22 protein-coding genes and 5 tRNA genes are annotated in these 24457 nt (G+C 74.6%); 18 read left to right on the plus strand and 9 right to left on the minus strand.

Going from position 1 to position 24457, the window contains the following annotated elements; all coding sequences use genetic code 11:
• Positions 1-15: 15 nt before the first annotated feature.
• Positions 16-549, plus strand: coding sequence for an RNA polymerase sigma factor (locus AC3ET3_RS10205; RefSeq protein WP_432155717.1), 534 nt, complete (start codon positions 16-18; stop codon positions 547-549).
• A 45-nt stretch (positions 550-594) separates the two neighbouring features.
• Positions 595-1092, plus strand: coding sequence for a GNAT family N-acetyltransferase (locus AC3ET3_RS10210; RefSeq protein ID WP_432134466.1), 498 nt, complete (start codon positions 595-597; stop codon positions 1090-1092).
• Positions 1093-1166: 74 nt separating this feature from the next.
• Here the strand turns inward: AC3ET3_RS10210 and AC3ET3_RS10215 are convergent, their stop codons facing one another.
• Both AC3ET3_RS10215 and AC3ET3_RS10220 read right to left on the minus strand, forming a co-directional pair.
• Positions 1167-1592, minus strand: a complete 426-nt coding sequence (locus AC3ET3_RS10215) for a hypothetical protein (RefSeq protein ID WP_432134465.1) — start codon at positions 1590-1592, stop codon at positions 1167-1169.
• Between the two features lies 1 nt (position 1593).
• Entirely contained in the window at positions 1594-1953 is a 360-nt protein-coding gene (locus AC3ET3_RS10220) for a hypothetical protein (protein WP_432134464.1), read from the minus strand.
• A 537-nt stretch (positions 1954-2490) separates the two neighbouring features.
• Here AC3ET3_RS10220 and AC3ET3_RS10225 point away from each other — a divergent pair.
• The 8 genes from AC3ET3_RS10225 to AC3ET3_RS10260 all read left to right on the plus strand — a co-directional run bounded on the left by AC3ET3_RS10225 (position 2491) and on the right by AC3ET3_RS10260 (position 15101).
• Positions 2491-3537: a methionine ABC transporter ATP-binding protein gene (locus tag AC3ET3_RS10225; RefSeq protein ID WP_435611998.1), complete on the plus strand. Its 1047-nt coding sequence runs from the start codon at positions 2491-2493 to the stop codon at positions 3535-3537.
• The gene (locus tag AC3ET3_RS10230) at positions 3534-4280 is read left to right on the plus strand and encodes a methionine ABC transporter permease (protein WP_432134462.1); all 747 of its coding nucleotides are present in this window, start codon (positions 3534-3536) and stop codon (positions 4278-4280) included. The genes AC3ET3_RS10225 and AC3ET3_RS10230 overlap by 4 nt, the downstream gene beginning before the upstream one ends.
• Before the next feature lie 80 nt (positions 4281-4360).
• Positions 4361-5185 carry a MetQ/NlpA family ABC transporter substrate-binding protein gene (locus AC3ET3_RS10235; RefSeq protein ID WP_432134461.1) on the plus strand — a complete coding sequence of 275 codons (825 nt, stop codon included), beginning with the start codon at positions 4361-4363 and terminating at the stop codon, positions 5183-5185.
• Between the two features lie 131 nt (positions 5186-5316).
• Positions 5317-5955 carry a GNAT family N-acetyltransferase gene (locus AC3ET3_RS10240; protein WP_432134460.1) on the plus strand — a complete coding sequence of 213 codons (639 nt, stop codon included), beginning with the start codon at positions 5317-5319 and terminating at the stop codon, positions 5953-5955.
• Positions 5956-6059: 104 nt separating this feature from the next.
• Positions 6060-7271 (plus strand): precorrin-6y C5,15-methyltransferase (decarboxylating) subunit CbiE, encoded by a 1212-nt coding sequence (cbiE, locus tag AC3ET3_RS10245; protein ID WP_435611999.1) that lies wholly within the window; start codon positions 6060-6062, stop codon positions 7269-7271.
• A gap of 345 nt (positions 7272-7616) precedes the next feature.
• The gene (gene cobT / locus AC3ET3_RS10250; RefSeq protein WP_435612000.1) at positions 7617-12803 is read left to right on the plus strand and encodes a nicotinate-nucleotide--dimethylbenzimidazole phosphoribosyltransferase; all 5187 of its coding nucleotides are present in this window, start codon (positions 7617-7619) and stop codon (positions 12801-12803) included.
• A 142-nt stretch (positions 12804-12945) separates the two neighbouring features.
• A complete protein-coding gene (gene cobA, locus AC3ET3_RS10255) occupies positions 12946-14178 on the plus strand; it encodes a uroporphyrinogen-III C-methyltransferase (RefSeq protein ID WP_432155723.1) in 1233 nt (410 codons plus the stop codon).
• 86 nt (positions 14179-14264) lie between these two features.
• Positions 14265-15101 carry a TrmH family RNA methyltransferase gene (locus AC3ET3_RS10260; RefSeq protein ID WP_432134456.1) on the plus strand — a complete coding sequence of 279 codons (837 nt, stop codon included), beginning with the start codon at positions 14265-14267 and terminating at the stop codon, positions 15099-15101.
• 122 nt (positions 15102-15223) lie between these two features.
• Here the strand turns inward: AC3ET3_RS10260 and AC3ET3_RS10265 are convergent, their stop codons facing one another.
• Positions 15224-16642 carry a serine/threonine-protein kinase gene (locus AC3ET3_RS10265; RefSeq protein WP_435612008.1) on the minus strand — a complete coding sequence of 473 codons (1419 nt, stop codon included), beginning with the start codon at positions 16640-16642 and terminating at the stop codon, positions 15224-15226.
• 670 nt (positions 16643-17312) lie between these two features.
• Here AC3ET3_RS10265 and AC3ET3_RS10270 point away from each other — a divergent pair.
• The 3 genes from AC3ET3_RS10270 to AC3ET3_RS10280 all read left to right on the plus strand — a co-directional run bounded on the left by AC3ET3_RS10270 (position 17313) and on the right by AC3ET3_RS10280 (position 19544).
• The gene (locus AC3ET3_RS10270) at positions 17313-17522 is read left to right on the plus strand and encodes a hypothetical protein (protein WP_432134455.1); all 210 of its coding nucleotides are present in this window, start codon (positions 17313-17315) and stop codon (positions 17520-17522) included.
• 681 nt (positions 17523-18203) lie between these two features.
• Positions 18204-19169 carry a phosphotransferase gene (locus tag AC3ET3_RS10275; RefSeq protein ID WP_435612001.1) on the plus strand — a complete coding sequence of 322 codons (966 nt, stop codon included), beginning with the start codon at positions 18204-18206 and terminating at the stop codon, positions 19167-19169.
• Between the two features lie 81 nt (positions 19170-19250).
• Positions 19251-19544 (plus strand): TFIIB-type zinc ribbon-containing protein, encoded by a 294-nt coding sequence (locus AC3ET3_RS10280; protein WP_432134453.1) that lies wholly within the window; start codon positions 19251-19253, stop codon positions 19542-19544.
• A 55-nt stretch (positions 19545-19599) separates the two neighbouring features.
• Here the strand turns inward: AC3ET3_RS10280 and AC3ET3_RS10285 are convergent.
• The 5 genes from AC3ET3_RS10285 to AC3ET3_RS10305 form a co-directional block, all read right to left on the minus strand.
• A tRNA-Val gene (locus AC3ET3_RS10285) sits at positions 19600-19671 on the minus strand.
• 27 nt (positions 19672-19698) lie between these two features.
• Positions 19699-19770 (minus strand) — tRNA-Val (locus AC3ET3_RS10290).
• Between the two features lie 40 nt (positions 19771-19810).
• Positions 19811-19882 (minus strand) — tRNA-Val (locus AC3ET3_RS10295).
• 1 nt (position 19883) lies between these two features.
• Positions 19884-19957, minus strand: a tRNA-Cys gene (locus AC3ET3_RS10300).
• 38 nt (positions 19958-19995) lie between these two features.
• A tRNA-Gly gene (locus AC3ET3_RS10305) sits at positions 19996-20068 on the minus strand.
• 175 nt (positions 20069-20243) lie between these two features.
• Between AC3ET3_RS10305 and AC3ET3_RS10310 the strand changes: the two genes are divergently transcribed.
• From AC3ET3_RS10310 to AC3ET3_RS10320, 3 genes are all read left to right on the plus strand, one after another.
• Positions 20244-21299 (plus strand): chorismate-binding protein, encoded by a 1056-nt coding sequence (locus AC3ET3_RS10310; protein WP_435612002.1) that lies wholly within the window; start codon positions 20244-20246, stop codon positions 21297-21299.
• Complete coding sequence (locus AC3ET3_RS10315) at positions 21296-22117, plus strand: aminotransferase class IV (RefSeq protein WP_432134451.1); 822 nt, start codon at positions 21296-21298, stop codon at positions 22115-22117. Before AC3ET3_RS10310 ends, AC3ET3_RS10315 begins: the two co-directional genes overlap by 4 nt.
• Before the next feature lie 75 nt (positions 22118-22192).
• Positions 22193-23017, plus strand: coding sequence for a GNAT family N-acetyltransferase (locus AC3ET3_RS10320; RefSeq protein WP_435612003.1), 825 nt, complete (start codon positions 22193-22195; stop codon positions 23015-23017).
• A 195-nt stretch (positions 23018-23212) separates the two neighbouring features.
• On the opposite strand, the gene AC3ET3_RS10325 is transcribed toward AC3ET3_RS10320, so the two are convergent.
• Positions 23213-23761 (minus strand): DsbA family protein, encoded by a 549-nt coding sequence (locus tag AC3ET3_RS10325; protein WP_432134449.1) that lies wholly within the window; start codon positions 23759-23761, stop codon positions 23213-23215.
• Here AC3ET3_RS10325 and AC3ET3_RS10330 point away from each other — a divergent pair.
• Both AC3ET3_RS10330 and AC3ET3_RS10335 read left to right on the plus strand, forming a co-directional pair.
• Positions 23760-23921 carry a hypothetical protein gene (locus AC3ET3_RS10330; RefSeq protein WP_432134448.1) on the plus strand — a complete coding sequence of 54 codons (162 nt, stop codon included), beginning with the start codon at positions 23760-23762 and terminating at the stop codon, positions 23919-23921. The two genes, AC3ET3_RS10325 and AC3ET3_RS10330, sit on opposite strands and share 2 nt — an antisense overlap.
• A 77-nt stretch (positions 23922-23998) precedes the next feature.
• Positions 23999-24442, plus strand: a complete 444-nt coding sequence (locus AC3ET3_RS10335; protein WP_432134447.1) for a hypothetical protein — start codon at positions 23999-24001, stop codon at positions 24440-24442.
• Positions 24443-24457: the final 15 nt, after the last annotated feature.

A 24457-nucleotide genomic window follows, 5' to 3' on the forward strand; every position in this document is an offset into this window, starting at 1 on the left:
GGCGTCGTGCCCGGTGTGACTCCCACCCCACCCCCCACCGCACCTGCCCACGCCCTGCTGGCCGACCTCACCCCCCTGCTCGCCGCCGAGGCCGGCGCCGAGGCCCACGCGACGGGGACCGAGCCCGGCGATCTGGAACAGGCGGTCTGGCTCCGCTTCCTGGAACGGCTCGCCGTCGACGGGCCGCCGCTGGACCTCCCCCGCTGGCTGCGCCGGACCGTGCGCGCCGAGTCCCGCCGCACCCGCCGTACGGCCCGCCGCGAACACCCGAGCGCCATCGACCCGGCCGACGACCGCGGGCGCGACCCCGAGCACCTGGTTCTCTCGGCCGCCGGCCGCCGTGCCCTGCGCGAGGCGGTGCGCCGGCTGCCCGGCCGCTGCCCCCGGCTGATCGAGGCACTGCTCTCGCCGAGAGACCTCACCTACCGGGAGATCGCGGGGGAGTTGGGTATCTCACAGGGCTCTCTGGGGCCGGAACGTTCCAGATGTCTGGGATGTCTGCGTCGTCTGCTCACACCGGAGGTTGCGGCGGGCGGAGCGCGGGGATAGGAGTGAGGTACAACAGGTGATCAGGTGAGCGGGAGGCATGCACACATGGGCATGAGCGTGACCATCTCGGCAGCGACCGACCGGGACGCCGAGCAGATCTTCAGGCTGCAGTACCTGTGCTTCCAGAGCGAGGCCGCGCTGTACGGCAACTACCGCATCGACCCGCTCGTCCAGACCCTGGACTCGGTCCGCGAGGAACTCGCCACCGACTGCGTCTTCGTGGCCCGGCTGGGCGACGAGGTGGTCGGCTCGGTCCGCGGCAAGGTCACCGAGGACGGTGCCGCCGCCATCGGCAAGCTCTGCGTCCACCCCCGCCTCCAGGGCCACGGCATCGGCGCCCGCCTGCTGCGCGCCGCCGAGTCGGCCCTCGTCGAGGAGCGCGGCGCCAAGAAGTTCCGCCTCCACACCGGCCACCGCAGCGAGGGCAACCTCCGTCTCTACCGCCGCGTGGGGTACGAGACCGTCGGCACGGCCGAGGGCGCCGACGGCGTACGGATGATCGTCCTGGAGAAGCAGGCGGGGGCTTTCGCGGCGACGGCCTGACGAGCTCTCACCGGGGGCGCGGGACGCCGTGCGGGCGACCACGACGCGCGGCACCGGCGCCCCCGCAGGTCGCTTCAGGCCCCCTGCCGCTCCCGCGCCCTGCGCAGCCAGTACAGGGCGGAGACCGGCAGCAGCACCGGGATGAACACGTACCCCATGCCGTACTTCGACCACACGGTCGCGTCGGGGAACGCCGACGGATCCACGACGGTCCACGTACCGACGATCAGCACCCCGGCCAGCTCGGCCGCACAGCACAGCGAGGCCACCCGGCGTGCCGTCTCCCCGCCGCGCACCAAGGTGTAGGTGATGAACCCGTACACCACACCCGCCACCGCCGACAGCGAGTACGCGAGCGGCGCCCGGTCGAACTCGGTGGCGATCTGGTACACCGAGCGCGACACGGCTCCGACGACCATCACCCCGTAGAGCCACACCAGCAGCATCCCCGGCCCGCTGATCAGCCGTCGCCGCGCCGGCCGCTCCCGCGTCGCCGTCACCTCAGCCTCCCCAGATGTCATAGAGGCGGACCTCCAGCACGGCCAGCACCACTCCGGACGCGGCGACCGTCACCGACCCCCACCGCGTCCGCTCGGCCAGCGACATGAAGCCGGCCGCCGGCACGCACGCCACGGCGCCCAGCAGGTACGCCACGAAGATCGTCGTGCCCTGCCCCGGCTTCTCGCCCCGCGCCAGCAGCACGATCCCGGCCACCAGCTGCACCAGCGCCAGCACCGAGACCACGGCCATCCCGGCGAAGTGCCAGTCCTTCGTCGGCTGGTCGCGGTAGGCCGCCCAGCCGCACCACGCGGCGAGGATCAGCGCGGCGACACCGGTCACCAGCGTCAGGGCATCGAACATGCAGCGACCCTATTACGGCGCGGCGGACACCCCGCGCCCGGGCCGGTCGCCGTGGCGTCGGCCACAGTCCGGCGTCGTCCGCGAGACGGTCCCGCCCCGCCGGCCGACCGCTTGTCGGCCTTGTCGGCACTGGGCGCGGACGTCGCAATCGCGCTCTGCGTCCCACCCTGCCCCTGTCCATGACCGTCCAGTATGCGGACAACGCGTGCCGGGTCAGGACCGTACGTCTGCTTTACTGCTCGCATGACCACGACGAGCCACCGCATCTGCGCGACCGGGGCGACCATGCCGCCCGGTGCTCGTTGTCTGTGTCCCCCGTGCCGAATGCGCGCCTTCTAGAGGGCCCCCGCACCATCCCAGCTCGCGCCCCGAAGCGAGCGCCGCGGCGCTCCCGTACGCCCTGAGCCGTACGGCCCGTCCGCCCCGCACACTCTCCCCCCGGTTCGGCACGCCGGGGAAACGTGTCGCGTCCCGACCGTATGCACCCGTGCGCCCGGGCACACCCACGCCCGCGCACTCGACAGTGACGGAAACCCAGTGATCACCACATCGGGCCTGACCAAGATCTACCGGGCTCACCGCGGCCGCGGCCCCGAGGTCGTCGCCCTCGACGGCGTCGACCTGCACGTCCGGAAGGGCGAGGTGTACGGCGTCATCGGCCAGTCCGGCGCCGGCAAGTCCTCGCTGATCCGCTGCGTGAACCTGCTCGAACGCCCCACCTCCGGCACGGTCACCGTCGCCGGCCAGGACCTCACCGCCCTGGCCGGGCGCGGCCCGCGGGCCGGCAGGGAACTGCGGCGGGCGCGCAGCCGGATCGGCATGGTCTTCCAGCACTTCAACCTGCTGTCCTCGCGAACCGTGCAGGACAACGTCGAACTCCCCCTGGAAATCCTCGGCAAGTCGAGGAGGGAACGTTCCGCCAAGGCGCTGGAGCTCCTCGACCTGGTCGGCCTCGCCGACAAGGCCCGGGCCTACCCGGCCCAGTTGTCCGGCGGCCAGAAGCAGCGCGTCGGTATCGCCCGGGCCCTCGCCGGCGACCCCGAGGTGCTCCTGTCCGACGAGGCCACCAGCGCCCTCGACCCGGACACCACCCGCCAGATCCTCCAGCTGCTGCGCGACCTGAATCGGCAGCTCGGTCTCACCGTCCTGCTCATCACCCACGAGATGGACGTCGTGAAATCGGTCTGCGACTCGGCCGCGCTGATGGAGAAGGGCCGCGTCGTCGAGTCCGGGACGGTCGGCGAACTGCTCGCCACCCCCGGCTCACGGCTCGCCTCGGCGCTCTTCCCCGTCGGCGGCGAGGCCACCGGCGCCGACCGCACCGTCGTGGACGTCACCTTCCACGGCGAGGCGGCGACCCAGCCGGTCGTCTCCCGGCTCTCGCGCACCTACAACATCGACATATCGATCCTCGGAGCCGCCGTCGACACCGTCGGCGGCCTCCAGATAGGCCGGATGCGCCTCGCGCTGCCCGGCCGCTACGAGGACAACGTCGTCCCCATCGGCTTCCTGCGCGAGCAGGGCCTGCAGATCGACATCCCCGGCCGTGAGGCGGCCCCGCTGACGGAAGGCGCCCGACTGTGACCTGGTCCGAGATGCAGCCCCTGCTCGGCGAGGCGTGCGGGGACACCCTCTACATGGTCGGCTGGGCCACGCTCGTCGCCGTCGTCGGCGGCCTCCCGCTCGGCATCCTGCTGGTCCTCACCGACAAGGGCGGACTGCTGCAGAACGCCGTCGCCAACAAGGTGACCGGGCAGATCGTGAACGTCGCCCGCTCCCTGCCGTTCATCATCCTGATGGTCGCACTGATGTCCTTCACCCGCTGGGTCACCGGTACCACCATCGGCCGGGACGCCGCGATCGTCCCGCTGGCCGTGGGGGCCGTCCCGTTCTTCGCCCGGCTGGTCGAGACGGCCGTCCGCGAAGTGGACGGCGGGCTGGTCGAGGCGGTGCAGTCGATGGGCGGCAACACCTGGACGGTGGTGCGCAAGGTCCTCGTTCCCGAGGCCCTGCCCTCCCTCGTCTCCGCCACCACGACCACGGTCGTCGCGCTCATCGGCTACTCGGCGATGGCCGGCACGGTCGGCGCCGGCGGCCTCGGCGACATCGCCATCCGCTACGGCTACCAGCGCTTCGAGACCGGCCTGATGTGGATCACCGTCGCGATCCTCGCCGTCGCCATCTCCGCCATCCAGTTCGCCGGCGACTACGCGGCCCGCTCCCTGCACCGGCGCGGCGGCGGTTTCCGGCCCGCACCGGGCCACCTCCCGCTCAAGGCCGCCACGCCGGGCGAGCCGGCCGAGCCCGCACCCGGCAAGGCCGTCTGAGCCCACCCCGGCAAGGCCGCCCCCCAGAACTCCCCGTCCACCCACGACGGGGCCGCACCACCCAAGGAAAGGCACTTTTCGTGCGTAACACCGCCAAGATCACCACCGCCGTCCTCGCCGGAGCCCTCACCTTCGGGCTCACCGCCTGCGGCTCCGGCTCCGACGCCGCCGCCGACGACACGCTGACCGTCGCCGCCACCCCCACCCCCCAGGGCGAGATCCTCACCTACGTCAAGGACAACCTGGCGAAGAAGGCGGGCCTCGAGCTGGAGGTGAAGGAGTTCACCGACTACGTCACCCCCAACACCGCCGTGCAGCAGGGCGAGGTGGACGCCAACTACTTCCAGCACCAGCCCTACCTGGACGACTTCAACCAGAAGAACGGCACCGACATCGTGGCCGTGCCCGGCGCCACCGTGCACCTGGAGCCGCTCGGCGTCTACTCCAAGACGCTCAAGAAGCTCACGGACCTCGAACAGGGCGCCACGGTCGCCCTGCCGAACGACACCACCAACGAGGCCCGGGCGCTGAAACTGCTGGAGGCGCGCGGCCTGATCCGGCTGAAGTCCGGCGTCGGCTACGCCGCCACCCCCAAGGACGTCACCGCCAACCCCAAGGGCCTGAAGTTCGAGGAACTGGAGGCGGCCCTGCTGCCGCGCTCGCTCGGCGACGTCGACGCCGCGGTGATCAACGGCAACTACGCCCTGGAGGCCGACCTCAGCCCCGCGAGGAACGCCCTCGCCGCCGAGTCCCCCGAGGGCAACCCCTACGGCAACTTCCTCGCCGTCAAGAAGGGCCACGAGAACGACGAGGCCGTCCGGAAGCTGGCCGAACTCCTCACCTCCCCCGAGGTGAAGAAGTTCATCCAGGACAAGTACGACGGTGCGGTCGTCGCGGCCTTCTGACCCGGTGTCACCCCACCTGGGGTCCGCTCGTTCACAACGGGCGGACCCCGTGGTGCGGTTCAGTGCTTTCATGCTGCATGCTGGGCAGTTCAGCAGGCCCTGAAGGCTTTCCGAAGGTTACGGAGCGGCGCATGACGAGCACCTTCCCCACCATCTCCATCAGCACGGAGCGGTTGGTGCTGCGTCCCCTCGACGAGGACGACGTGCCCGCGCTGGCCGCGATGATGAACGACGAACAGGTCGGTGCCTGGACCGGCGCGCCCCAGCCGTTCACCGAGGAAACGGCCCGCGACTGGATCACCGACCGGGCGCCCACCGAACGCACCGCCGGCCGCGGCCTGCACCTCGCCGTCACCGAGTTCCTGACCCAGCGTCTGGTCGGGCTCATCCAACTGGGCCGCACCGACTGGCACGTCCGCTCCACCGAGCTGTCGTACATCGTCGCCCCCTGGGCCCGCGGCGAGGGCTACGCCTGCGAAGCCGCCCTCGCCACCGCTCAGTGGCTGTTCACCGACCAGAAGCTCGAACGGATCGAGCTGCGCACCGCGGCCGACAACACCGCCTCCCAGCAGGTCGCCCAGAAGATCGGCTGCATCAGCGAGGGCGTGCTGCGCAACGCCTGCATAGCCCGGGTCAGAGCCGAGAACGGCACCTGGAGCGAGGTGCGCACCGACTACATCGTGTGGAGCCTGCTCCCGGAGGACCTGGAGGGCACGGCCGAGCAGCTCGCCGAGAGCGGCGGGTACGCCTCCTACACCGACTGGAACTGACCTTCGGGTCAGGTCCCGGGCCGCCGCGCCCCGCCCGCCCGGCCGGGGTACCCTCACCAAGCCCGCCCCGACGACCCGCGCGACATCCCTGGAGACTGACGACGATGGCCGACCGCGTCACGGTGATCGGCTGGGACGGCTCACCGCTGACCGCCGCGGCACGCTCCGCCCTCGGCGCCGCCACCCTGGTGGCCGGTGCCGCCCACCACCTGGCACTGCCCGAGGTGCCCGCCGCCGCCGAACGCATCCGGCTCGGCAGTGTCGCCCTCGCCGCCCGGCGCGTCGCCGCCCACCGCGGCACCGCCGTCGTCCTCGCCGACGGCGACCCCGGCTTCTTCGGCGTCGTACGGACTCTGCGCGCCCCCGAGTTCGGCCTGGAGGTCGAGGTCGTCCCCGCCGTGTCCTCGGTGGCCGCCGCGTTCGCCCGCGCCGGGATGCCCTGGGACGACGCCCAGGTGGTCGTCGCCCACCGCCGCACGCTGCGCCGCGCGGTGAACGTGTGCCGCGCCCACCCCAAGGTGGCCGTCCTCACCTCCCCGGGCGCCGGCCCCGCCGAACTCGGACTGCTGCTCGAAGGCGTCCACCGCACCTTCGTCGTCTGCGAGGAACTCGGCACCACCCGCGAACAGGTCAGCGTCGTCACCTCCGACAAGGCCGCCGACCACACCTGGCGCGACCCCAACGTCGTCATCGTCATCGGCGGCCCCGTCACCTCCCGCGACGGCGGCGAGTGGATCGCCGGCCGCGACCCGGCCGCCGGACCGCGCGGCTGGACCCTGCCCGACCACACCTACGGCGGTGGCCTCGGCGAGGGCGAGACCGAGCGGCTGCGCGCCGCCCAACTCGCCCGCCTCGGCCCACGCGTCGGCGACCTCGTCTGGGACATCGGCTGCGGCAGCGGCGCGTTCGCCGCCGAGGCCGCGCGGGCCGGCGCCGCCGTGCTCGCCGTCGACCGTGACCCGGCAGCCTGCTCCCGCACCGACGCCGCCGCCCGCCACCTCGGCGTGCAGCTCCAGGTCGTCCACGGCACCGCCCCGCACGTGCTGGAGAACCTGCCCGAACCGGATGTCGTCCGGGTCGGCGGTGGCGGAGCGGCCGTCGTCTCCGCGGTCGCCGACCGCCGCCCGCAGCGCATCGTCACCCACGCCATGTCCCGCGACGCCGCCGAACGCGTCGGCCGCGATCTGGACGAGCGCGGCTACCGCGTGGAGTGCGCCCTGCTGCAGTCCGTCGAACTCGACACGCGGGCCTGGACGGAGACGGAGCGGAGCGTCGCGTTCCTGCTCAGCGGGGTTCTGCCGGATCGCGCCCCGTGATCCTGTTGTCGTATCGCGCGCGGTAGGCTGGCCGATCGTCGTACCGCTTTCGGGCACCCGGCACCTCGTCGGTCAATGTCCGGAAAACACATCTGTTTTGGGGGGTGTGTGGTACGGCAGAACCGGAGGACGCGCAACGTGGCGCAGTCCACAGCGGAGCGTCGCGGATCATGCTGTCGCGACGGCGGAACGGCCGCGACAATGCCACTGAATGGCTTTGTCGTCTTTTACGGCGGGTCGTTCGTGCCGCTGGGCACGGACGCTCGTTCTTCACTACGGGGCGGTCGGTGCGCCGTTCCGGGCGAGCTGGTCGTAGAAGCACTAACCGATGGGCGAGGGGTACGCATGACCGACACCGGCCAGGTTCCGGGCGAGGGGCTGCCGGAGAACGCAGGCGCGGTGGAGCAGCCGGGTGTCCAGGCGCCCGGTGCGTACGCCTACCTCTCCGAGACCACCTCCGAGGACGAGGACCTGCTGTTGCCCGGCTCCGGCGGCGCCTGGGGCAACGAGGTGCCACCGCCGGCCCCCGAGCCGGTCGTCGAGGCCGTGCACCGGCCCGTCCACGAGCCCGGCCCGCACGAGATGTCCGGGCGCGACAGCGGCTCCGTCGACCTCAGCGCCGTCCGGCTGCCCGGACCGGCCTCCGCCACCCCGCCCACGGCCCCGACCGTGCCGATCCCGCCGACCACGCCGCGCCGCCCGCGGCACCTCGGCCCGCCGATCCCCAACGCCTCCGCGAGCCCCGTGCGCTCCCTCGCCGACCGCGGCCCCGCCGACGTGCCGGTACGCCAGCCGGGCAGTCCGGCGGCCGGTACCGAGTACCTCGACGTCCCCGGCGGCGCGCCCTGGGGCCCCCAGGCCACGGCGGTTCCCGGGGCGGTCGCTCCGGGACAGGCCGCTCCCGTGGGGACGGCTGCCGAAACGGTTGACCCGGGCGCACCGCGCCCCGAGCCGGCCGGCGCCGCCCAGGCCCTGGTGGCCCGTGTCGCCACCGAGGCCGTCGCCGCGACCGCTCCCCGGGGTGAGGTTCCCCCGACGACCGCCACCGCTCCTCCGGCCGAGGGAACCGCGGAGGCCGCCGAGACCGTGGGCGAGGAGCCCGGGACCGGCGCCGAGGAGGCGCCGGCTCAGGGAGGCGGGCGGAGCGCGGAAGGCGCGCCGCCGTCCGGGGCCGCCGCCGTGCCGGGCGAGGAGCCGGCTCAGGCCGGGGACGTGCCGACGGCCACCGTCGCCGTGCCGGGTGAGCCGGCCGGACAGGTCGCGGACGGGGTGCCGGAGTCCGGTACCGCCGCCGTTCCGGCAGAGGGGCCCGCGCAGGCCGGGGAGCAGGCGCCGGAGCCGGGCGTCCCCGCCGCCGGCGCTCCCGGCCGGCCGGTCGCCGAGACCGCGCAGCCGAGCGGACCGGCCGGGGCGGCGGGTACCGCACCGGAACCGACAGACGTTCCCGGCCAGGCCGACGCGGCCTCGCCGGGCGAGCAGGGTCAGGAACGGGGCGGTGCGGGCACTGCCCAGCCCGGGGCGGTCGCGACGGACGCCGCGGTTCCCGCCGAGGGCGCACCGGCCGCTGTCGCCGAGCGGCCTCCTGCCGCGGACCCGGCCCCCGCCGAGCGGTCGGCCGCCGCCGACCAGGCGCTCGCCGACCAAGCTCCCCAGGCTGAGACCGGGGACTCGGACCGGGCCGCCGGGGTGGTCGCGGCCGAGAACGCGCAGGGCGCCGACGGCCTTTCGACCGAGGCTCCGCAGGCGGATGCGCCGGGGGCGGGACAGGACTCGCAGGCCGCCCCGACGGTTCAGGACGCTCAGGGCGCGCAGAGCGCTCAGGTCACCGAGTCGATGACGGCTGACGGCTCGCCGGACGGACAGCCTGGCACGCCGGACGGACAGGCCGGCTCGGCACTCGCGCCGGCCGGTGACGCCCAGGAGGCGGCGACGGAGGGCGCGCCGGCCGGTGACGCGCCGATGGCGCAGGCCGCTGCGGCGGACGCTGTCGAGCCCCCGCAGGCGGTCGCCGGGGCGGCCACGCCCGGCGGTGAACCGGCCACCCAGGGCGGCGAGGAGGCCGCTGCCGTGCAGGCAGTGCCCGCCGAGGACGCACAGGCTCCGCGTGACGCGGGCCCCGACGGGTCGCCGGCGCCCGAGGCTGACGCGGCTTCCGCACCCGGGGACACCGCTGCCGAAGCGGCCGGGGCCCAGCTGACCGGGGCCGCGCAGGCCCCTGGCGCAGCGACACCCGAGGCGGCGCCGGTCCCCGCGGCTGCGGCATCCGAGGCCGCGCCGGTCCCCGAGACCGCGACATCCGAGGCGGCGCCCGCCGCGCCGGTGACCGCCGACGCCCACGCCACCGACCCGGCGGCGGCCACCCCGCCTGCCTCCGTGCCGTCCGACGCGGCCGTCGAGCCACCCCCCGCGGCGGCTGCCGAGCCCGAAGCCCCCGCCGCCGGAACCGCCGAGGGCGAGGTGGCCGGCACGCCGGGAGTCGCACCAGCCGTTTCCGGCGCCCCCGACGATGCCGGCGCTCGGCCCGCCACCGCAGCCGAGCCCGCTGACGCGCCTGCCGCTCCCGCCCACCCCGAAGCCCCGGTGGCCGGGGAGGGTGTCCCGGCAGGCGGGACCGACGTACCCGTGTCCGCCCCCGCTGCCGTTCCCGCCGCTGAGGGAGGAGCGATGGCCGACGCCGCCCAGGCCGAGCCGGCCGGCGCACCGGAAGCCGCCGTCGGCGCAGCCGGGGCCGCGGCTGCCGCCGATGCTGTCCGGGCCGAAGCCCCGGGCGCTCCCGACGCCACCGCCGGCGCCGACACCGCGAGCGGGGCCGCTGACACCGGTCAGGCCGAGGTGACCGGCGCGCCGGAAGCCACCGCTGCCGTTCCGACCGCTGCCGTTCCGACCGCCGAGGCCACCGCGCCCACCGCCACCGGCCCCACGGACGCAACGGCGCCGCCCACCGCGTCGACCGCATCGACCGCGAACGCCGGCCAGAGCCCCCAGGCCATGCAGTCCCCCGGGGACACGCAGAACGCCCGGCACCCCGAGGGTGCCCCCGCCGACCAGGGAACCGCGCCCGGCGCCCCCCGGCCCGGCGACGCCGCCGACCCGCCCGCGGCCGACGCCGCGGAACCCGGCGTGGTCGCGTCCGCGCCGGCCGACGACACCGTCGTAGCCACCGACCCCCTGCCGGACGCCGCCCCTCCGCAGCCGCACCCGGCAGCGGTGGACGTGGCGGAGCCGGCTGCCGACCGGACCACGGACCCGGCGCCCCCCACCCCGGACACCGTGTCCGCCCCGGCACCCGCCGCCCCGCCGCGGACGGCCGCCGAGCCGCAGCACCCCCAGGGGCGGCACGCGGCCCCAGCACATCAGGCGGTCCCCGTACCCCACCCGGCGGCGCCCACCGCTCCCGCCGACGCCGGCGAGCCGCCCGCCCAGCCTCCGACGGGCCCCGTGTACCTGCCCGCCGACGGCGCGCCCCAGGGCGTTGCGGTGTCCGGGGGACCGGCGGACGGCCACCCGGACCAGTCGCTCGGCCGGTTCGTCCCCGTCGAGGGCACGGTGCCCACCACCCCGCACCTCGCCCCGGCGACGCCCGGGCCGGTGGCCGGTCTCACGGACGTCCCGCAGGCGCCGCACGCGGCCACCGCCCCGGTCCCCGCCCCCCGCGGCGGCGAAGCGGCCTCCGCCCCGGCGACCCCGGAAGCGGAGCCCGACCCCGAGATCGCACAGAGTCCGGACGACCTGGAGACCAGGGCCGCGGACCAGGAGGAAGAGAGCAGGGCCGCCGTGGAAGAAGTCCGGGAGTCCACCGGCCCCGCCGCACCCGCCTACGACGAGGCCGAGCGCGCCGCCGTACTGAAGGTCATGCGCGAGCGGCGGGACATCCGCAACGGCTTCCGCAGCGACCCGATCCCCCACGAGGTGCTGCTCAGGGTTCTCGAAGCGGCCCACACGGCACCGTCCGTCGGCCACTCCCAGCCGTGGGACTTCGTCGTCATCCGGTCCGCCGACACCCGCCGCACCATGCACGAACTGGCGATGCGCCAGCGCGAGGCGTACGCCAAGTCGCTGCCCAAGGGCCGGGCCAAGCAGTTCAAGGAACTGAAGATCGAGGCCATCCTCGACACCCCGGTGAACATCGTCGTCACCGCCGATCCCACCCGGGGCGGCCGCCACACTCTCGGCCGCCACACCCAGCCGCAGATGGCCCCGTACTCCGCCGCCCTCGCGGTGGAGAACCTGTGGCTCGCGGCCCGCGCCGAGGGGCTCGGCGTCGGCTGGGTCAGCTTCTTCGACGAGCGGGAGATGGTCCGCTGCCTCGGCCTGCCCGAGCACCTGGAGGTCATCGCCTACCTGTGCGTCGGGTACGTCGACGAGTTCCCGGACGAGCCCGAGCTGCTGCAGGCGGGCTGGTCCAAGCGCCGCCCGCTGTCCTGGGTCGTCCACGAGGAGACGTACGGCCGCCGCGCCCTGCCCGGCGAGGAACCGCACGACCTGCTCGCCGAGACCGTGGCCCAGATCCGCCCGCTGGACGCCAAGGCGCTCGGCGAGGCCTGGGAGCGGCAGAAGCGCATGACCAAGCCGGCCGGCGCGCTCGGCATGCTGGAGATCATCTCCGCCCAGCTGTCCGGCCTGTCGAGGCAGTGCCCGCCGCCGATCCCGGAGCCCGCCGCCGTCGCGATCTTCGCCGGCGACCACGGTGTGCACGCCCAGGGCGTCACCCCCTGGCCGCAGGAGGTCACCGCCCAGATGGTGGCCAACTTCCTCGGCGGAGGAGCGGTCTGCAACGCCTTCGCCCACCAGGTGGGGGCCGAGGTCTGCATCGTGGACGTCGGTGTCGCCGCCGACCTGCCCGCCACCCCCGGCCTGCTGCCGCGCAAGGTGCGCGCCGGGACGTCCGACATGACCACCGGCCCCGCGATGACCCGCGAGGAGTGCCGGCAGGCCATCGAAGTGGGCATCGAGACGGCCCGCGACCTCGTCGCGGCCGGCAACAAGGCGCTGCTCACCGGCGAGATGGGCATCGCCAACACCACCGCCTCGGCCGCCCTGATCTCCGTCTACACCGGCGCCGACCCCTCCGAGGTCACCGGCCGCGGCACCGGCATCAACGACGAGACGCTCGCCCGCAAGACCGAGGTGGTGCGCCGGGCGCTGGAGCTCCACCAGCCGGACCCGGCCGACCCGATCGGTGTCCTATCGGCGATCGGCGGTCTCGAACACGCCGCGATGGTCGGCCTGCTGCTGGGCGGCGCCTCCCTGCGCACCCCGGTGATCCTGGACGGGGTCAGCGCCGGCGCCGCCGCCCTGGTGGCCCGGGCCATCGCCCCCGAGGTCCTCGCCGCGTGCATCGCCGGCCACCGCAGCGCCGAGCCCGGCCATGTGGCCGCCCTCAACAAGCTGGGCCTGCGCCCGCTCGTCGACCTCGACCTGCGCCTCGGCGAGGGCACGGGCGCGCTGCTCGCCCTGCCGCTGGTGCAGAGCACCGCCAGGGCGATGCACGAGGTGGCGACGTTCGACTCGGCGGGCGTCACCGAGAAGTAGGCACCCGCGCCCGGGTGGTCCGGTGCCCAGCTTCCGGACCACCCGTGCCGTCCGCCCTGTCCACAGCTAAAATCCGCACGTCAGGGCCGCTCCGAAGGTGCAGCGCGCCCCCGTCCCTCAGCTGCACGAGGAGTCGCGCCCCATGGCCGAACACCCCGCCTACCCCGTAGGCCTCCGCCTCACCGGACGCAGGGTCGTCGTGCTCGGCGGCGGCCAGGTCGCCCAGCGCCGGCTGCCGGCCCTGATCGCGGCGGGCGCCGACGTGGTGCTCGTCTCGCCCGAGGCCACCCCGTCCGTGGAGGCGATGGCGGACGCCGGGGAGATCACCTGGGAGCGGCGCCGGTACGCCGAGGGCGACCTCGCCGGCGCCTGGTACGCGCTGATCGCCACCAGCGACCCGGAGGCCAACACCACGGCCTCCGCCGAGGCGGAACGGCACCGCGTGTGGTGCGTCCGCTCCGACGACGCCGACGCGGCCACCGCCTGGACCCCGGCCACCGGACACAGCGAGGGCGTCACGGTCGCCGTGCTCACCACGCACGCCCGCGGCCGCGACCCCCGCCACACCGCGGCGGTCCGTGACGCGGTCGTCGAGGGCCTGCGCGACGGAACCCTGGTCGCCCCCCACCACCGCACCCGCACCCCGGGCGTCGCCCTGGTCGGCGGCGGTCCCGGCGACCCGGACCTGATCACGGTGCGCGGACGCCGCCTGCTCGCCGAGGCGGACGTCGTCATCGCCGACCGTCTCGGCCCGCGCGACCTGCTGGCCGAACTGCCGCCGCACGTCGAGGTGATCGACGCGGCGAAGATCCCGTACGGCCGCTACATGGCCCAGGAGGCCATCAACAACGCGCTGATCGAGCACGCCCAGCAGGGCAAGTCGGTGGTCCGCCTCAAGGGCGGCGACCCGTACGTCTTCGGCCGGGGCATGGAGGAGTTGCAGGCCCTCGCCGAGGCCGGCATCCCCTGCACGGTGGTGCCCGGCATCTCCAGCTCGATCTCCGTGCCCGGCGCGGCCGGCATCCCGGTCACCCACCGCGGGGTGGCCCACGAGTTCACCGTGGTCAGCGGCCATGTGGCCCCCGACGACGAGCGCTCTCTGGTCGACTGGGCCGCCCTGGCCCGCCTCACCGGCACCCTGGTGGTCCTCATGGGCGTCGACAAGATAGGGAAGATCGCCGCGACGCTGGTCGCCCACGGGAAGTCCCCGGACACCCCGGTCGCGCTGGTCCAGGAGGGCACCACGGCCGCCCAGCGCCGCGTGGACGCGACCCTGGCCACGGTCGCCGAGACGGTCGTCGCCCAGGACGTGAAACCCCCGGCGGTGATCGTCATCGGCGCGGTCGTCGGCGTGGGGCCGGACCGGGCCGCATGACCGCCGCACGACCTCGACGTAACCGCTGGTAACAGAACGCGTGCCGGGCCGTTGGCACCGCACCCAGGACAAGGCAGTATCACCCTGTGGCCGATCTCATCACCGTTGACGACCCCGACGACCCGCGCCTGCGCGACTACACCGGTCTGACCGACGTCGAGCTGCGCCGCAGACGCGAGCCGGCGGAAGGCCTGTTCATCGCGGAGGGCGAGAAGGTCATCAGACGCGCCAAGGACGCCGGGTACGAGATGCGTTCGATGCTGCTGTCAGCCAAGTGGGTCGACGTCATGCGCGACGTCATCGACGAACTCCCCGCCCCCGTCTACGCGGTCAGCCCGGACCTCGCCGAACGCGTCACCGGGTACCACGTCCACCGCGGTGCCCTCGCCTCCATGCAGCGCAAACCCCTGCCCACGGCCGCCGAACTCCTCGGCTCCGCCCGCCGGGTCGTCGTCATGGAGTCGGTCAACGACCACACCAACATCGGCGCGATCTTCCGCTCCGCCGCCGCCCTCGGCATGGATGCGGTGCTGCTCTCCCCGGACTGCGCCGACCCGCTGTACCGGCGCAGCGTGAAGGTCTCGATGGGCGCGGTCTTCTCCGTCCCCTACGCCCGTCTCGACACCTGGCCCAAGGGGCTGGAGTCGGTCCGCGAGGCCGGGTTCACCCTGCTCGCCCTCACCCCCGACGAGAAGGCGCGGTCCCTCGACGAGGCGGCTCCGCACACGATGGACCGGGTCGCCCTGATGCTCGGCGCCGAGGGTGACGGCCTGTCCACCCAGGCCCTGGTCGCCGCCGACGAATGGGTCCGCATCCCGATGTCCCACGGCGTCGACTCCCTGAACGTGGGTGCCGCCGCGGCGGTCGCCTTCTACGCCGTCGCCACGGGCCGCCCGGCCCCCGGCCGGAGCCTGCCGACCTGACGGACCCGACGGCACGGGCCGGGCCCACCACCACCCCCTGGGGCCGACCGCAGCTCTCCGGCCGGGACCGACCGGGCCGCCCCGGCAGGCCCAGTACCCTGCGACGTGGCGGCCGGCCGCGCCTACCGGTGGCCCTGTCCGGCCGTCAGGGCCACCACCCCGCCGTCCGGCGCGGACGGCCGTTCCTGCCGTACGACGCCGGAGTGGCCGCCGAGCCCACGCGCGGGTCCTTGGCAGCCCTGGACGACGGCGATGCCGAGCGCGACGAGCAAGGTCACGACCACGAAGACGAACAGCCGCTGACGCAGCAGCCGGGGATTGGCGGGGCGCCGCCCGGTCCCGGTCGGCCGGGGAGTCCTGCGGTCGGCACCACCGCGGGGCGCGGGCCGACCGCCCGTACCGGGCCGGGTGTTGCGGCCGGTGGGCGTGGCCCGACCGGCGGGCGTGTTGCGGGCCGCCGGGCTGGGCCTGGGGCCGGTGCCCCGGGACGACGGGACCGAGCCACGCCCGCCGCCGCCCCGCGAAGGCACCCCGTTCCGGTCCGGCGCCCCCGAACCGCGGGAGGAGGAAACCCCGCCCCTCGGCAACGGCGTGCCCGGCCCGCCCGCCGGTCTGCGCTGCCCGTGCCGCGGGTAGCCGGTGTCGGTCAGCCGTCCCGTGGGCCGCTCGGCCTCACCGGCGCGCGGCACCGGCGGCCGGGAGTCCCCGAGCCCCTGCGCCTCGCGGGCGGCGATCTCCTTCAGCCGCAGCGACAGGTCCAGCGTGCTGGGCCGCTCCTCGGGATCCTTGGCCAGGCAGGCGCGCACCAGGGGGCCGAGTGCGTCCGGCACCCCGTGCAGCTGCGGCTCCTCGTGCACCACCCGGTACAGCATCACCTCGGAACTGCCGTGCCCGAAGGGGGAGTCGGCCATGGAGGCGTAGGCGAGTGTGGCGCCCAGCGCGAACACGTCGGTGGCCGGGGTGACCGCCGCCCCGCGCACCTGCTCGGGAGCGAGGAAGCCCGGGGAGCCGACAGCGGTCCCGACGTGCGTGAGCGTGGAGGCGCCCGTCGCCCACGCGATACCGAAGTCGATGATCCGGGGCCCCTTCGGGGACAGCAGGATGTTCGACGGCTTCAGGTCCCGGTGCACGACACCGGCCTCGTGGACGGCGACCAGCCCCTCGGACAGCGCGGCCCCGATCGCGGCGACGTCGGCCGCGCCCAGCGGGCCCTCGTCGACGACCTTGTCGTGCAGCGAGGGCCCGGGAACGTACTGGGTGGCGAACCACGGCCGTTCGGCGTCCAGGTCCGCGGCCACCAGCCGGGCGGTGCAGCCGCCCCGGATCCTGCGCGCGGCCGACACCTCGCGCGCGAACCGCGACCGGAACTCCTGGTCCTCCGCCAGATCGGGCCGGATCACCTTCAGTGCGACGCGCTGGCCCTTCTTGTCGGAGCCCAGATAGACGACTCCCATCCCGCCCGCGCCGAGCCGTCGGTGAAGCCTGAACGAGCCGACGACGCGCGGGTCCTCGCGCCTCAGGCGCATCATCGCCATGTTCATCCCCGCTGCCCGGTCCGTGTGACGTGGCACAGCTTACGTTTCCACGGCGGCTCGCGCGCAGAGGCCGCGCCCTCTCGCCCCGATCGATTGTCCGTCCCCGGCGCCGGACCTGAGGAGCGGTCAGGGCACCTGACCGCAGGCGGCCCTTGGTCCGGGCACGATCTCAACCGCCGGTCCCGCGAGGCAGGTTGAAGATCAGCGGCGGCTCTGCCCGGAGCGGGCCGTGAACCCCGCGGAAGCGGCACGGACACCCGGGGCGGCGCGCGGCGGGGCAGGCCGGCGACCGGCGGCGGCGGGGGCCACAAGCCCGCCGGAAGTGAGCGATGTCACCCGTCGACGGTCCCCGCGCCGTCGCGGCGGCGCACGCGCCGCCATCGCCGCACGCACCCTGCCCGCGCCCGGCCGACGGCGGAGGAACCGGGCAGGACGGGCACCCCCTCCGGGAAGACCCCGAGACCGGGGGCCGCGTCTCCAACCAGGGGAGTACACCGCAGGTCACGGCTCATCCTCCGGGAGGCCCGGCAATCGGTACGACGGCATGACGCCCGCCGGCCCCCGCGAGCCTAGATTTGAGGTCAAGCGGCGGGTGCAGCACTCGTCCCCCGAGGTCAGACACCCGCCGCTGCCCACCACACCGAGAGCGACAACCGAGACGGTCAGGAGAGGGACCATGGCCCGGACGGCACCGCGGACGCCGGTCCGCGAGGAGGCGGTCGAGGCGTACGACGCCGCGTTCCGCCCCCGCCGCCAGGGCCGCCGCCACCCGCTGGTGGCGACGCTGATGGCCCTTCCCCTGGCGGCCCTGCTCCTCGTCGTCTTCGACGGCTGGGAGACGGTGGCCACACAGGCGTCGTCCGTGGGCGTGATGCTGGGGCGCTGAGCGGCGACCCCAGGCCCGGAAGAGCGGTCCGGGCGGGGACATCCACCCATGAAACCCCGTGGGGACGGGGGTGCGGCGGACGGCACAGATGCCGGCGCAGCTGGGGAGCTGCGCCGGCATTGCTCTCTGCCCTGACGCCGGCCGGTGCCCGGGCCGGCATCCCGCCACCCCGGCCCCGGCCTACTGCACCACCCTCCGGCACACCGACCCTCCGCCGCACCGGACTGCATGCCCGCCCCGGTCGACGGCAGCAGCCGGAGCGGGTCGCCCGGCCTTCCTTGCCGCGCGGCACTCTCGCGGCGGCGGACTGCATGCCCGCTTCGGTCGACGGCAGCAGCCGGAGCGGGTCGCCCGGCCTTCCTCGCCTCGCGGCACTCTCGCGGCAGCGGACTGCATGCCCGCCTCGGTCGACGGGAGCAGCCGGAGCGGGTCGCCCGGCCTCTCCCGCCCCGCGGCATCCCGCGGCAGCGGACCAGACCGGCCCCGTCCCAGGCGAACGGACGGACCGGGCCGCGCATCACCCCCGTCCGCGGCCCGAGCAGTGCCGGACCTTGCCCCGCCCGCCTCGCGCCCCGTCCTTCCCACGCCCGGGGCCCGGCCGCGGCCGTCCCGCACGGGCGTCGGGCCGGCGCCCCCAGCCGCGTACCCTCTCCGAGAACCCCGCCCCTCCCAGGGAGCCTCATGCCGAACGCCCCCTTGCTCCCGGACCTGACCGCCCGCGCCCGTACCGTCGCTCACCCGTCCCGCCCGGCCGGCAGCTGCGCGTGCGGCTCCGCGACCCTCACCGACCGCCCGGACGCCACCGTCGTCCGGCACGGGGACACGGTCGCCAAGGCGCACGCCCCGGGCACGGACCCGGCTGACCTCACCGCCCGTCTCGCCGTCGCCGCGCGGCTACCCGGACTGCTCCTGCCGCCCCTCGGGCCCACCCCGGCCCCGCTCCACGGCCGCTTGGTCACCTCCTGGCCGTACGGCACACCGGTGGACCCGGACGACCCGGAGGCCGCCCCGTGGGAAGCGGCCGGAACCCTCCTCGCGCGCCTGCACCGCACCCCCGTCGCCTCCTGGGGCACCGTCCCCCCGATGCGCGGCCCCGAGAAGGCCGCCCGCGCCGTCGCGGTGCTGCGTGCCGCCGCGCTCCGCCATCCGGCCACCGGACCGGTGCTCACCGCCTGGACCACCCTCCCCGCCTGGGCCCGTGCCGAGGCCCCCGCGCCGGGCGCCCCCGCCCTGTGCCACGGCGACCTGCACCTCGGTCAGCTGGTCCGCCACCCCGCCCCCGACGGCCCCTGGCGCCTGATCGACGTGGACGACCTCGGCACCGGCGTCCCCGCCTGGGACCTCGCCCGCCCGGCCGCCTGGTACGCCTGCGGTCTCCTCCCTCCCGAGGACTGGCTCCGCTTCCTCACCGCCTACCGCGCCGCCGACGGCCCCGCCGTGCCCCCGGACGCCCCCGGCGGGCACGGCGACCCGTGGCCCGCCCTCGACGTCCCGGCCCGCGCCCTCACCGTCCAGAGCGCCGCTCGCGCCGTGACGAAGGCGGCGGCCGCCGGACGACCCCTCGACGAGGTCGAGCGGTCCCTGGTGGACGCCTGTGCCCGGATGGGAAGCCTCCCGCCGCCACTCACGGTCCCCGCGACCCCGTAGGCTGCAACCAGCCGCCGCCGGACGGAGTCTGTCCTGGCGATACGCGAAGCAGGACCGACCGGCGAGGAGTTGAGCCGAACCATGCAGTGTCCGAAGTGCCATGCGCCGATGCACACCTACAACCGCAACGGCGTCCAGATCGAGCAGTGCAGCAACTGCCGGGGGATCTTCCTCGACTACGGCGAGCTGGAGACGCTGACCCGTCTGGAGTCCCAGTGGGCCCAGCAGGCCCCGCCCCCGCCCGCCGCCCCGCAGGCGTACCCGGCGGCCCCGCCCGCACCGGCCTGGGGTGCTCCCCAGCACGGCGGCCACCACGGCGGTCACTACGGTCACAAGCGTCACAAGAGCTTCGGCCACATGCTGTTCTCCAGCTGACCTCCCCGGAGCGCGAAGAAGCCCCCGGTCACCGGACCGGGGGCTTCGTGGAGTGTGGACGATACTGGGATTGAACCAGTGACCTCTTCCGTGTCAGGGAAGCGCTCTCCCGCTGAGCTAATCGTCCTCACTGTGACCGACGGGTCACAGAGCGTGCGCGATACTGGGATTGAACCAGTGACCTCTTCCGTGTCAGGGAAGCGCTCTCCCGCTGAGCTAATCGCGCGGGTGGGATCTTCGAGAAGATCCAGGATCCGAGGACCCAGTGGACGATACTGGGATTGAACCAGTGACCTCTTCCGTGTCAGGGAAGCGCTCTCCCGCTGAGCTAATCGTCCTTGGAGGTGGAGACGGGATTTGAACCCGTGTAGACGGCTTTGCAGGCCGTTGCCTCGCCTCTCGGCCACTCCACCAGGAGTGTAAGGGATCGGGAAGACCCCTACTTCCTTCGAGCGGACGACGAGGCTCGAACTCGCGACCTCAACCTTGGCAAGGTTGCGCTCTACCAACTGAGCTACGTCCGCCTGTCGTTTCGGTCCGCTTCCGCGTCCCGGCGACGTGTTGAACTCTAGCGGATTCCCGGGCCAGCACAAAAACGCGTTTGTGCAGCGTGCTGCGCCGCACCCCGTCCCGCACCTGGTCACGCTCCCACGGCCGGTGCCGGGGCCGCCCCCGGACGGCCGTCCTAGACTCGACAGCGTGCTCCACCTGCCTCCTCTCGCCCGCTTCGGCGACCGCGTCGCCACCGGCCTCCTCGACGTCACCGGCGACCCGGCCGCCCTGGACTCCACCGGCTTCTGGGCCGTCGCCGCGGACTACGAGGGGCGGCTGACCTGCGCCCGCTTCGCGGACGTGCGCCACGCCCCCGTGCCGGCGCCCGTGCCCGGGGCCTGGCGGGGACCGGCGGCCGGCGACTGGACCTCGTCCCTCGACCACGCCGCCTACACCGCCGGCGTGCGCCGCATCCGCGAACACATAGCGACCGGCGAGGTCTACCAGGCCAACCTCTGCCGGGTGCTGTCGGCGCCCGTCGGCCCCGACGCGGACGTGGACGCCCTGACCGCGCTGCTGGCCCGCGGCAACCCGGCACCGTACGCCGGAACGATCCGCCTGCCCGCTCACGGCGTCGAGATCGCGACCGCGTCCCCCGAGCTCTTCCTGCGCCGCGACGGCCGGACCGTCGAGTCCGGCCCCATCAAGGGCACCGGCCGCACCGAGGCGGACCTGCTGGACAAGGACTACGCGGAGAACGTGATGATCGTGGACCTGGTCCGCAACGACATGGGCCGCGTCTGCGCCACCGGCAGCGTCACGGTCCCCGACCTGTGCGCGGTGGAGAAGCACCCCGGCCTGGTCCACCTGGTGTCCACGGTCCGCGGCGAGCTGCGCGCCGGGGCCGGCTGGCCCGAGCTGCTGGCCGCGGCCTTCCCGCCCGGCTCGGTCACCGGCGCGCCCAAGTCCAGCGCGCTGCGGATCATCGACGCCCTGGAGACCGCGCCGCGCGGCCCCTACTGCGGCGGCATCGGCTGGGTCGACGCGGACCGCGGGACCGGCGGGCTGGCCGTCGGTATCCGCACCTTCTGGATCGACCGCGCCGCCGACGGCGCGGCCGTCCTGCGTTTCGGCACCGGCGCCGGTATCACCTGGGGATCGGACCCCGAGGGGGAGTGGCGAGAGACCGAACTGAAGGCGTCCCGGCTGCTCGCGGTAGCGTCGGGGGCGTACGAGGTGAGCGGAGAGGACCTGGAGAAGTGAAGATCTGGCTCGACGGCGGGTTGCAGGACACCGAGTCCGCCCGTGTCTCCGTCTTCGACCACGGACTGACCGTGGGCGACGGCATCTTCGAGACGGTCAAGGCGGTGGACGGCAGGCCCTTCGCGCTCAGCCGCCACCTCGACCGGCTCACCCGCTCGGCGCGCGGCCTCGGCCTGCCCGACCCGGACCTCGACGAGGTCCGCCGCGCCTGCGCCGCCGTGCTGGACGCCAACCCGGTGCCGCTCGGCCGGCTGCGCATCACCTACACCGGCGGGCACGGCCCCCTCGGCTCCGACCGCGGTGAGCACGGCCCCACCTTGGTGGTCGCCCTCGGCGCGACCACCCGCCGGCCCGACTCCACCGCCGCGATCACCGTCCCGTGGACCCGCAACGAGCGCGGCGCGCTCGCCGGCCTGAAGACCACGTCGTACGCCGAGAACGTGGTCGCCCTCGCCCGCGCCCGCGAACGAGACGCCTCCGAGGCGCTGTTCGGCAACACGGTCGGGCAGCTGTGCGAGGGCACGGGGTCGAACGTCTTCGTGGTGCTCGACGGCGAGATCCACACCCCGCCGCTCGCCTCCGGCTGCCTCGCCGGCATCACCCGCGCGCTGACGGTGGAGTGGACCGGCGCCAGGGAGACCGACCTGCCGCTGGAGGTGCTGGAGCGGGCGGAGGAGGTCTTCCTGACCTCCACCCTGCGCGACGTCCAGGCCGTCCACCGCGTCGACGAGCGCCAACTCCCGGGTGCGCCGGGGCCGGTGACCGCCAAGGCCATGCGGACCTTCGACGAGCGGGCCGGCGCCGACCTCGACCCCTGAGGCGACGGCGGGAGCCGGGGAACAGCCCGGGAAAACGGGCTGACTGCGGCTCCGCCACCGGGTAGAACACCCGTGATGACCACGACCCTGCGGCCGATCGAGCCGCTTCAGCGCAACGCCGACGGAACGCGTTCACGCCACTACCAGGTGTGCGTGAACGGCCGTCCCGTCGGTGCCCTCCACCTCGACACCCACCCCCTGCTCGGCGACACCGTCGCCCGCATCGTGGACCTGCGGATCGAGGAGCCCGACCGCCGGCGCGGCCGCGCCACCGTGGCCGCCCTCGCCGCGGAGGAGGTGGCGCGCGGCTGGGGATGCCGGCGCATCGAGACGACGGTCCCGGCCACCGCCGGGGCGGCGCTGCGGCTGGTCCACGCCCTCGGCTACGTCGTCCGCAACCGCCTCATGGACAAGGCGCTCGGCGACACCCCGCCCGCGTTGCCCCCGGACAGCCGGGCCCGATCGATGACCGAGGCGGAGTACGGCCCCTGGCTGGCCGAGAGCCGGGAGGAGTACGTCCGCAGCCTCGTCGACCGGGGTGTGCCCGAGAGCGAGGCCCGGGCCAAGTCGGAGCGGGACCACGCGACACTGCTGCCGGACGGCCCGCGCACACCGGACGTGTGGCTCAGCGTCCTGGAGCACGCGGGCACACCGGTCGGCACCCTGTGGGTCGGCCCGCGCGAGGACCAGGCCTACGTCTACGACGTCAAGACCGACACCGCCCACCGCGGCCGGGGCCACGGCCGCACCCTCATGCTGCTGGCCGAGGCCCAGGCGATCGCCGCCGGACGGCGGGTCATCGGACTCAACGTCTTCGCGGGCAACACCCCCGCCGAGCGGCTCTACGAATCCCTCGGCTACCAGACCCGGCAGTACACCCTGTACAAGGCGCTGCTGTGAGGCCGTGGCCGACGCTGCGGCGGGTTTCTCCGCGCACGGCGCCGGAGTGAGGTGCGCGCACGGCGCCGCGGTGGCTCCGGGTACGTGTAGCGGAGGCCGGCGTCGATCCGCGGCTGCTTTCGGCGGCTCAGTGGACGCCGGTCAGGCCAGAGGGCAGACCTGACGACATTGTCACCACGTCACACATCCTCACTGTCAGGCGTCGTCCTGGCCGAGCAGCCGGTCGGTGATCTCCTCGACGCGCTCGCGCAGGCCCGACTGGCTCTTGCCGCCGTCGAGACGTTCCCCGCCGATGACGTACGTGGGAGTGCCGGTCACGCCGATCGCCTTGCCCTCGGCCTGGTCGGCGTCCACGATCAGGATGTGCCGGCCGTCGATCAGAGCGGTGTCGAACTCCTCCGAGTCCAGGCCGAGTTCGTCCGCCACCTCGACCAGGAAGGGCTCGCCCCGACGGTCCAGTTCCTCGACCCGGTCCAGTACGGCCTCCACGTACGCCCAGCCCCGCCCCTGCTCGGCGGCCTCCTCGGCGGCCTGCGCGGCGGCGAAGGCGTACTTGTGCTTCTCCAGCGGGAAATGCCGCAGCCGCAGCTCCAGCCGGTCCCCGTAGCGCTCGCGCAGGGCACGCAGATCGGTGAGGGCGCTGCGGCAGTCCGCGCACTGCAGTTCGCACCACACGTCGAGGACGACGGGGTCGACGGCGGCGACGGGCGGCGAGGCGGGAGCGGCGGGGGAGGAGTCGTTCATGACCCCAGTCTCCCAGCCGGCCCTCCCGCTCCCCAATCCGGACCACGACGACCGGCGTCCGGCCGTCCCCGGTGACGACCGCCCGAGCGGCACCTGGGGAGGAGGCGACCCGGAGATGTCCCTGATGTCCGCCGGGAACATGGCCCGCGGGACCCGGTGAGGTGCACGATGGAAGGGACCGGATGAGGCCGGCCTCCCCGGCCCGACCCGCCACGTCTCCTGTTTCTGGAGGACCGGATGATTGCCGAGACCGTCTGTTCCGCCGTCGCCGCGGCCGGCCTGGGCATCGCGGCGGTCACGGCCTACCGCAAGCGTTTCCTCGCAGCCACCCGCATCGCCGCCTACGCGCTGGTGCCGCTGGGGCTGGTGATGACCGGCGTCGTCGACTGGGTCGCCGACACCGCCTTCAGCCCGACGGCGTGGGCCGGATTCGGCGTGCTCGGCGTCGCGTGGGGACTGTTCGCGCTCACCCGTGCGGTGGAGCGTCGCCGGGGCGGCGGCGCCCGCCAGGAGCGCAGAGCGGCCCGCGCCGGCCGGACGGAGGCGGTCGCGCCCGCGGCCTCGGCGCCCTCCCTGGGCTCCGCGGCCCGGCCGACGGCCAAGCCCGCCGCCGCGCCCCGCTCGGACGCCTCCGACGACTTCAGCGACATCGAGGCCATCCTCAAGAAGCACGGCATATGAGCGCCGGGCGCCCGC

It is taken from the genome of Streptomyces sp. bgisy159, from assembly GCF_057707805.1.

Bases quoted from the DNA above. Each gene is read 5' to 3' on its own strand.
- AC3ET3_RS10210 (WP_432134466.1), top strand. From the start codon at position 595: ATGGGCATGAGCGTGACCATCTCGGCAGCGACCGACCGGGACGCCGAG.
- AC3ET3_RS10220 (WP_432134464.1), bottom strand. From the start codon at position 1,953: ATGTTCGATGCCCTGACGCTGGTGACCGGTGTCGCCGCGCTGATCCTC.
- AC3ET3_RS10240 (WP_432134460.1), top strand. From the start codon at position 5,317: ATGACGAGCACCTTCCCCACCATCTCCATCAGCACGGAGCGGTTGGTG.
- cbiE (WP_435611999.1), top strand. From the start codon at position 6,060: ATGGCCGACCGCGTCACGGTGATCGGCTGGGACGGCTCACCGCTGACC.
- cobT (WP_435612000.1), top strand. From the start codon at position 7,617: ATGACCGACACCGGCCAGGTTCCGGGCGAGGGGCTGCCGGAGAACGCA.
- cobA (WP_432155723.1), top strand. From the start codon at position 12,946: ATGGCCGAACACCCCGCCTACCCCGTAGGCCTCCGCCTCACCGGACGC.
- AC3ET3_RS10265 (WP_435612008.1), bottom strand. From the start codon at position 16,642: ATGAACATGGCGATGATGCGCCTGAGGCGCGAGGACCCGCGCGTCGTC.
- AC3ET3_RS10270 (WP_432134455.1), top strand. From the start codon at position 17,313: ATGGCCCGGACGGCACCGCGGACGCCGGTCCGCGAGGAGGCGGTCGAG.
- AC3ET3_RS10275 (WP_435612001.1), top strand. From the start codon at position 18,204: ATGCCGAACGCCCCCTTGCTCCCGGACCTGACCGCCCGCGCCCGTACC.
- AC3ET3_RS10280 (WP_432134453.1), top strand. From the start codon at position 19,251: ATGCAGTGTCCGAAGTGCCATGCGCCGATGCACACCTACAACCGCAAC.
- AC3ET3_RS10320 (WP_435612003.1), top strand. From the start codon at position 22,193: ATGACCACGACCCTGCGGCCGATCGAGCCGCTTCAGCGCAACGCCGAC.
- AC3ET3_RS10330 (WP_432134448.1), top strand. From the start codon at position 23,760: ATGACCCCAGTCTCCCAGCCGGCCCTCCCGCTCCCCAATCCGGACCAC.
- AC3ET3_RS10325 (WP_432134449.1), bottom strand. From the start codon at position 23,761: ATGAACGACTCCTCCCCCGCCGCTCCCGCCTCGCCGCCCGTCGCCGCC.
- AC3ET3_RS10335 (WP_432134447.1), top strand. From the start codon at position 23,999: ATGATTGCCGAGACCGTCTGTTCCGCCGTCGCCGCGGCCGGCCTGGGC.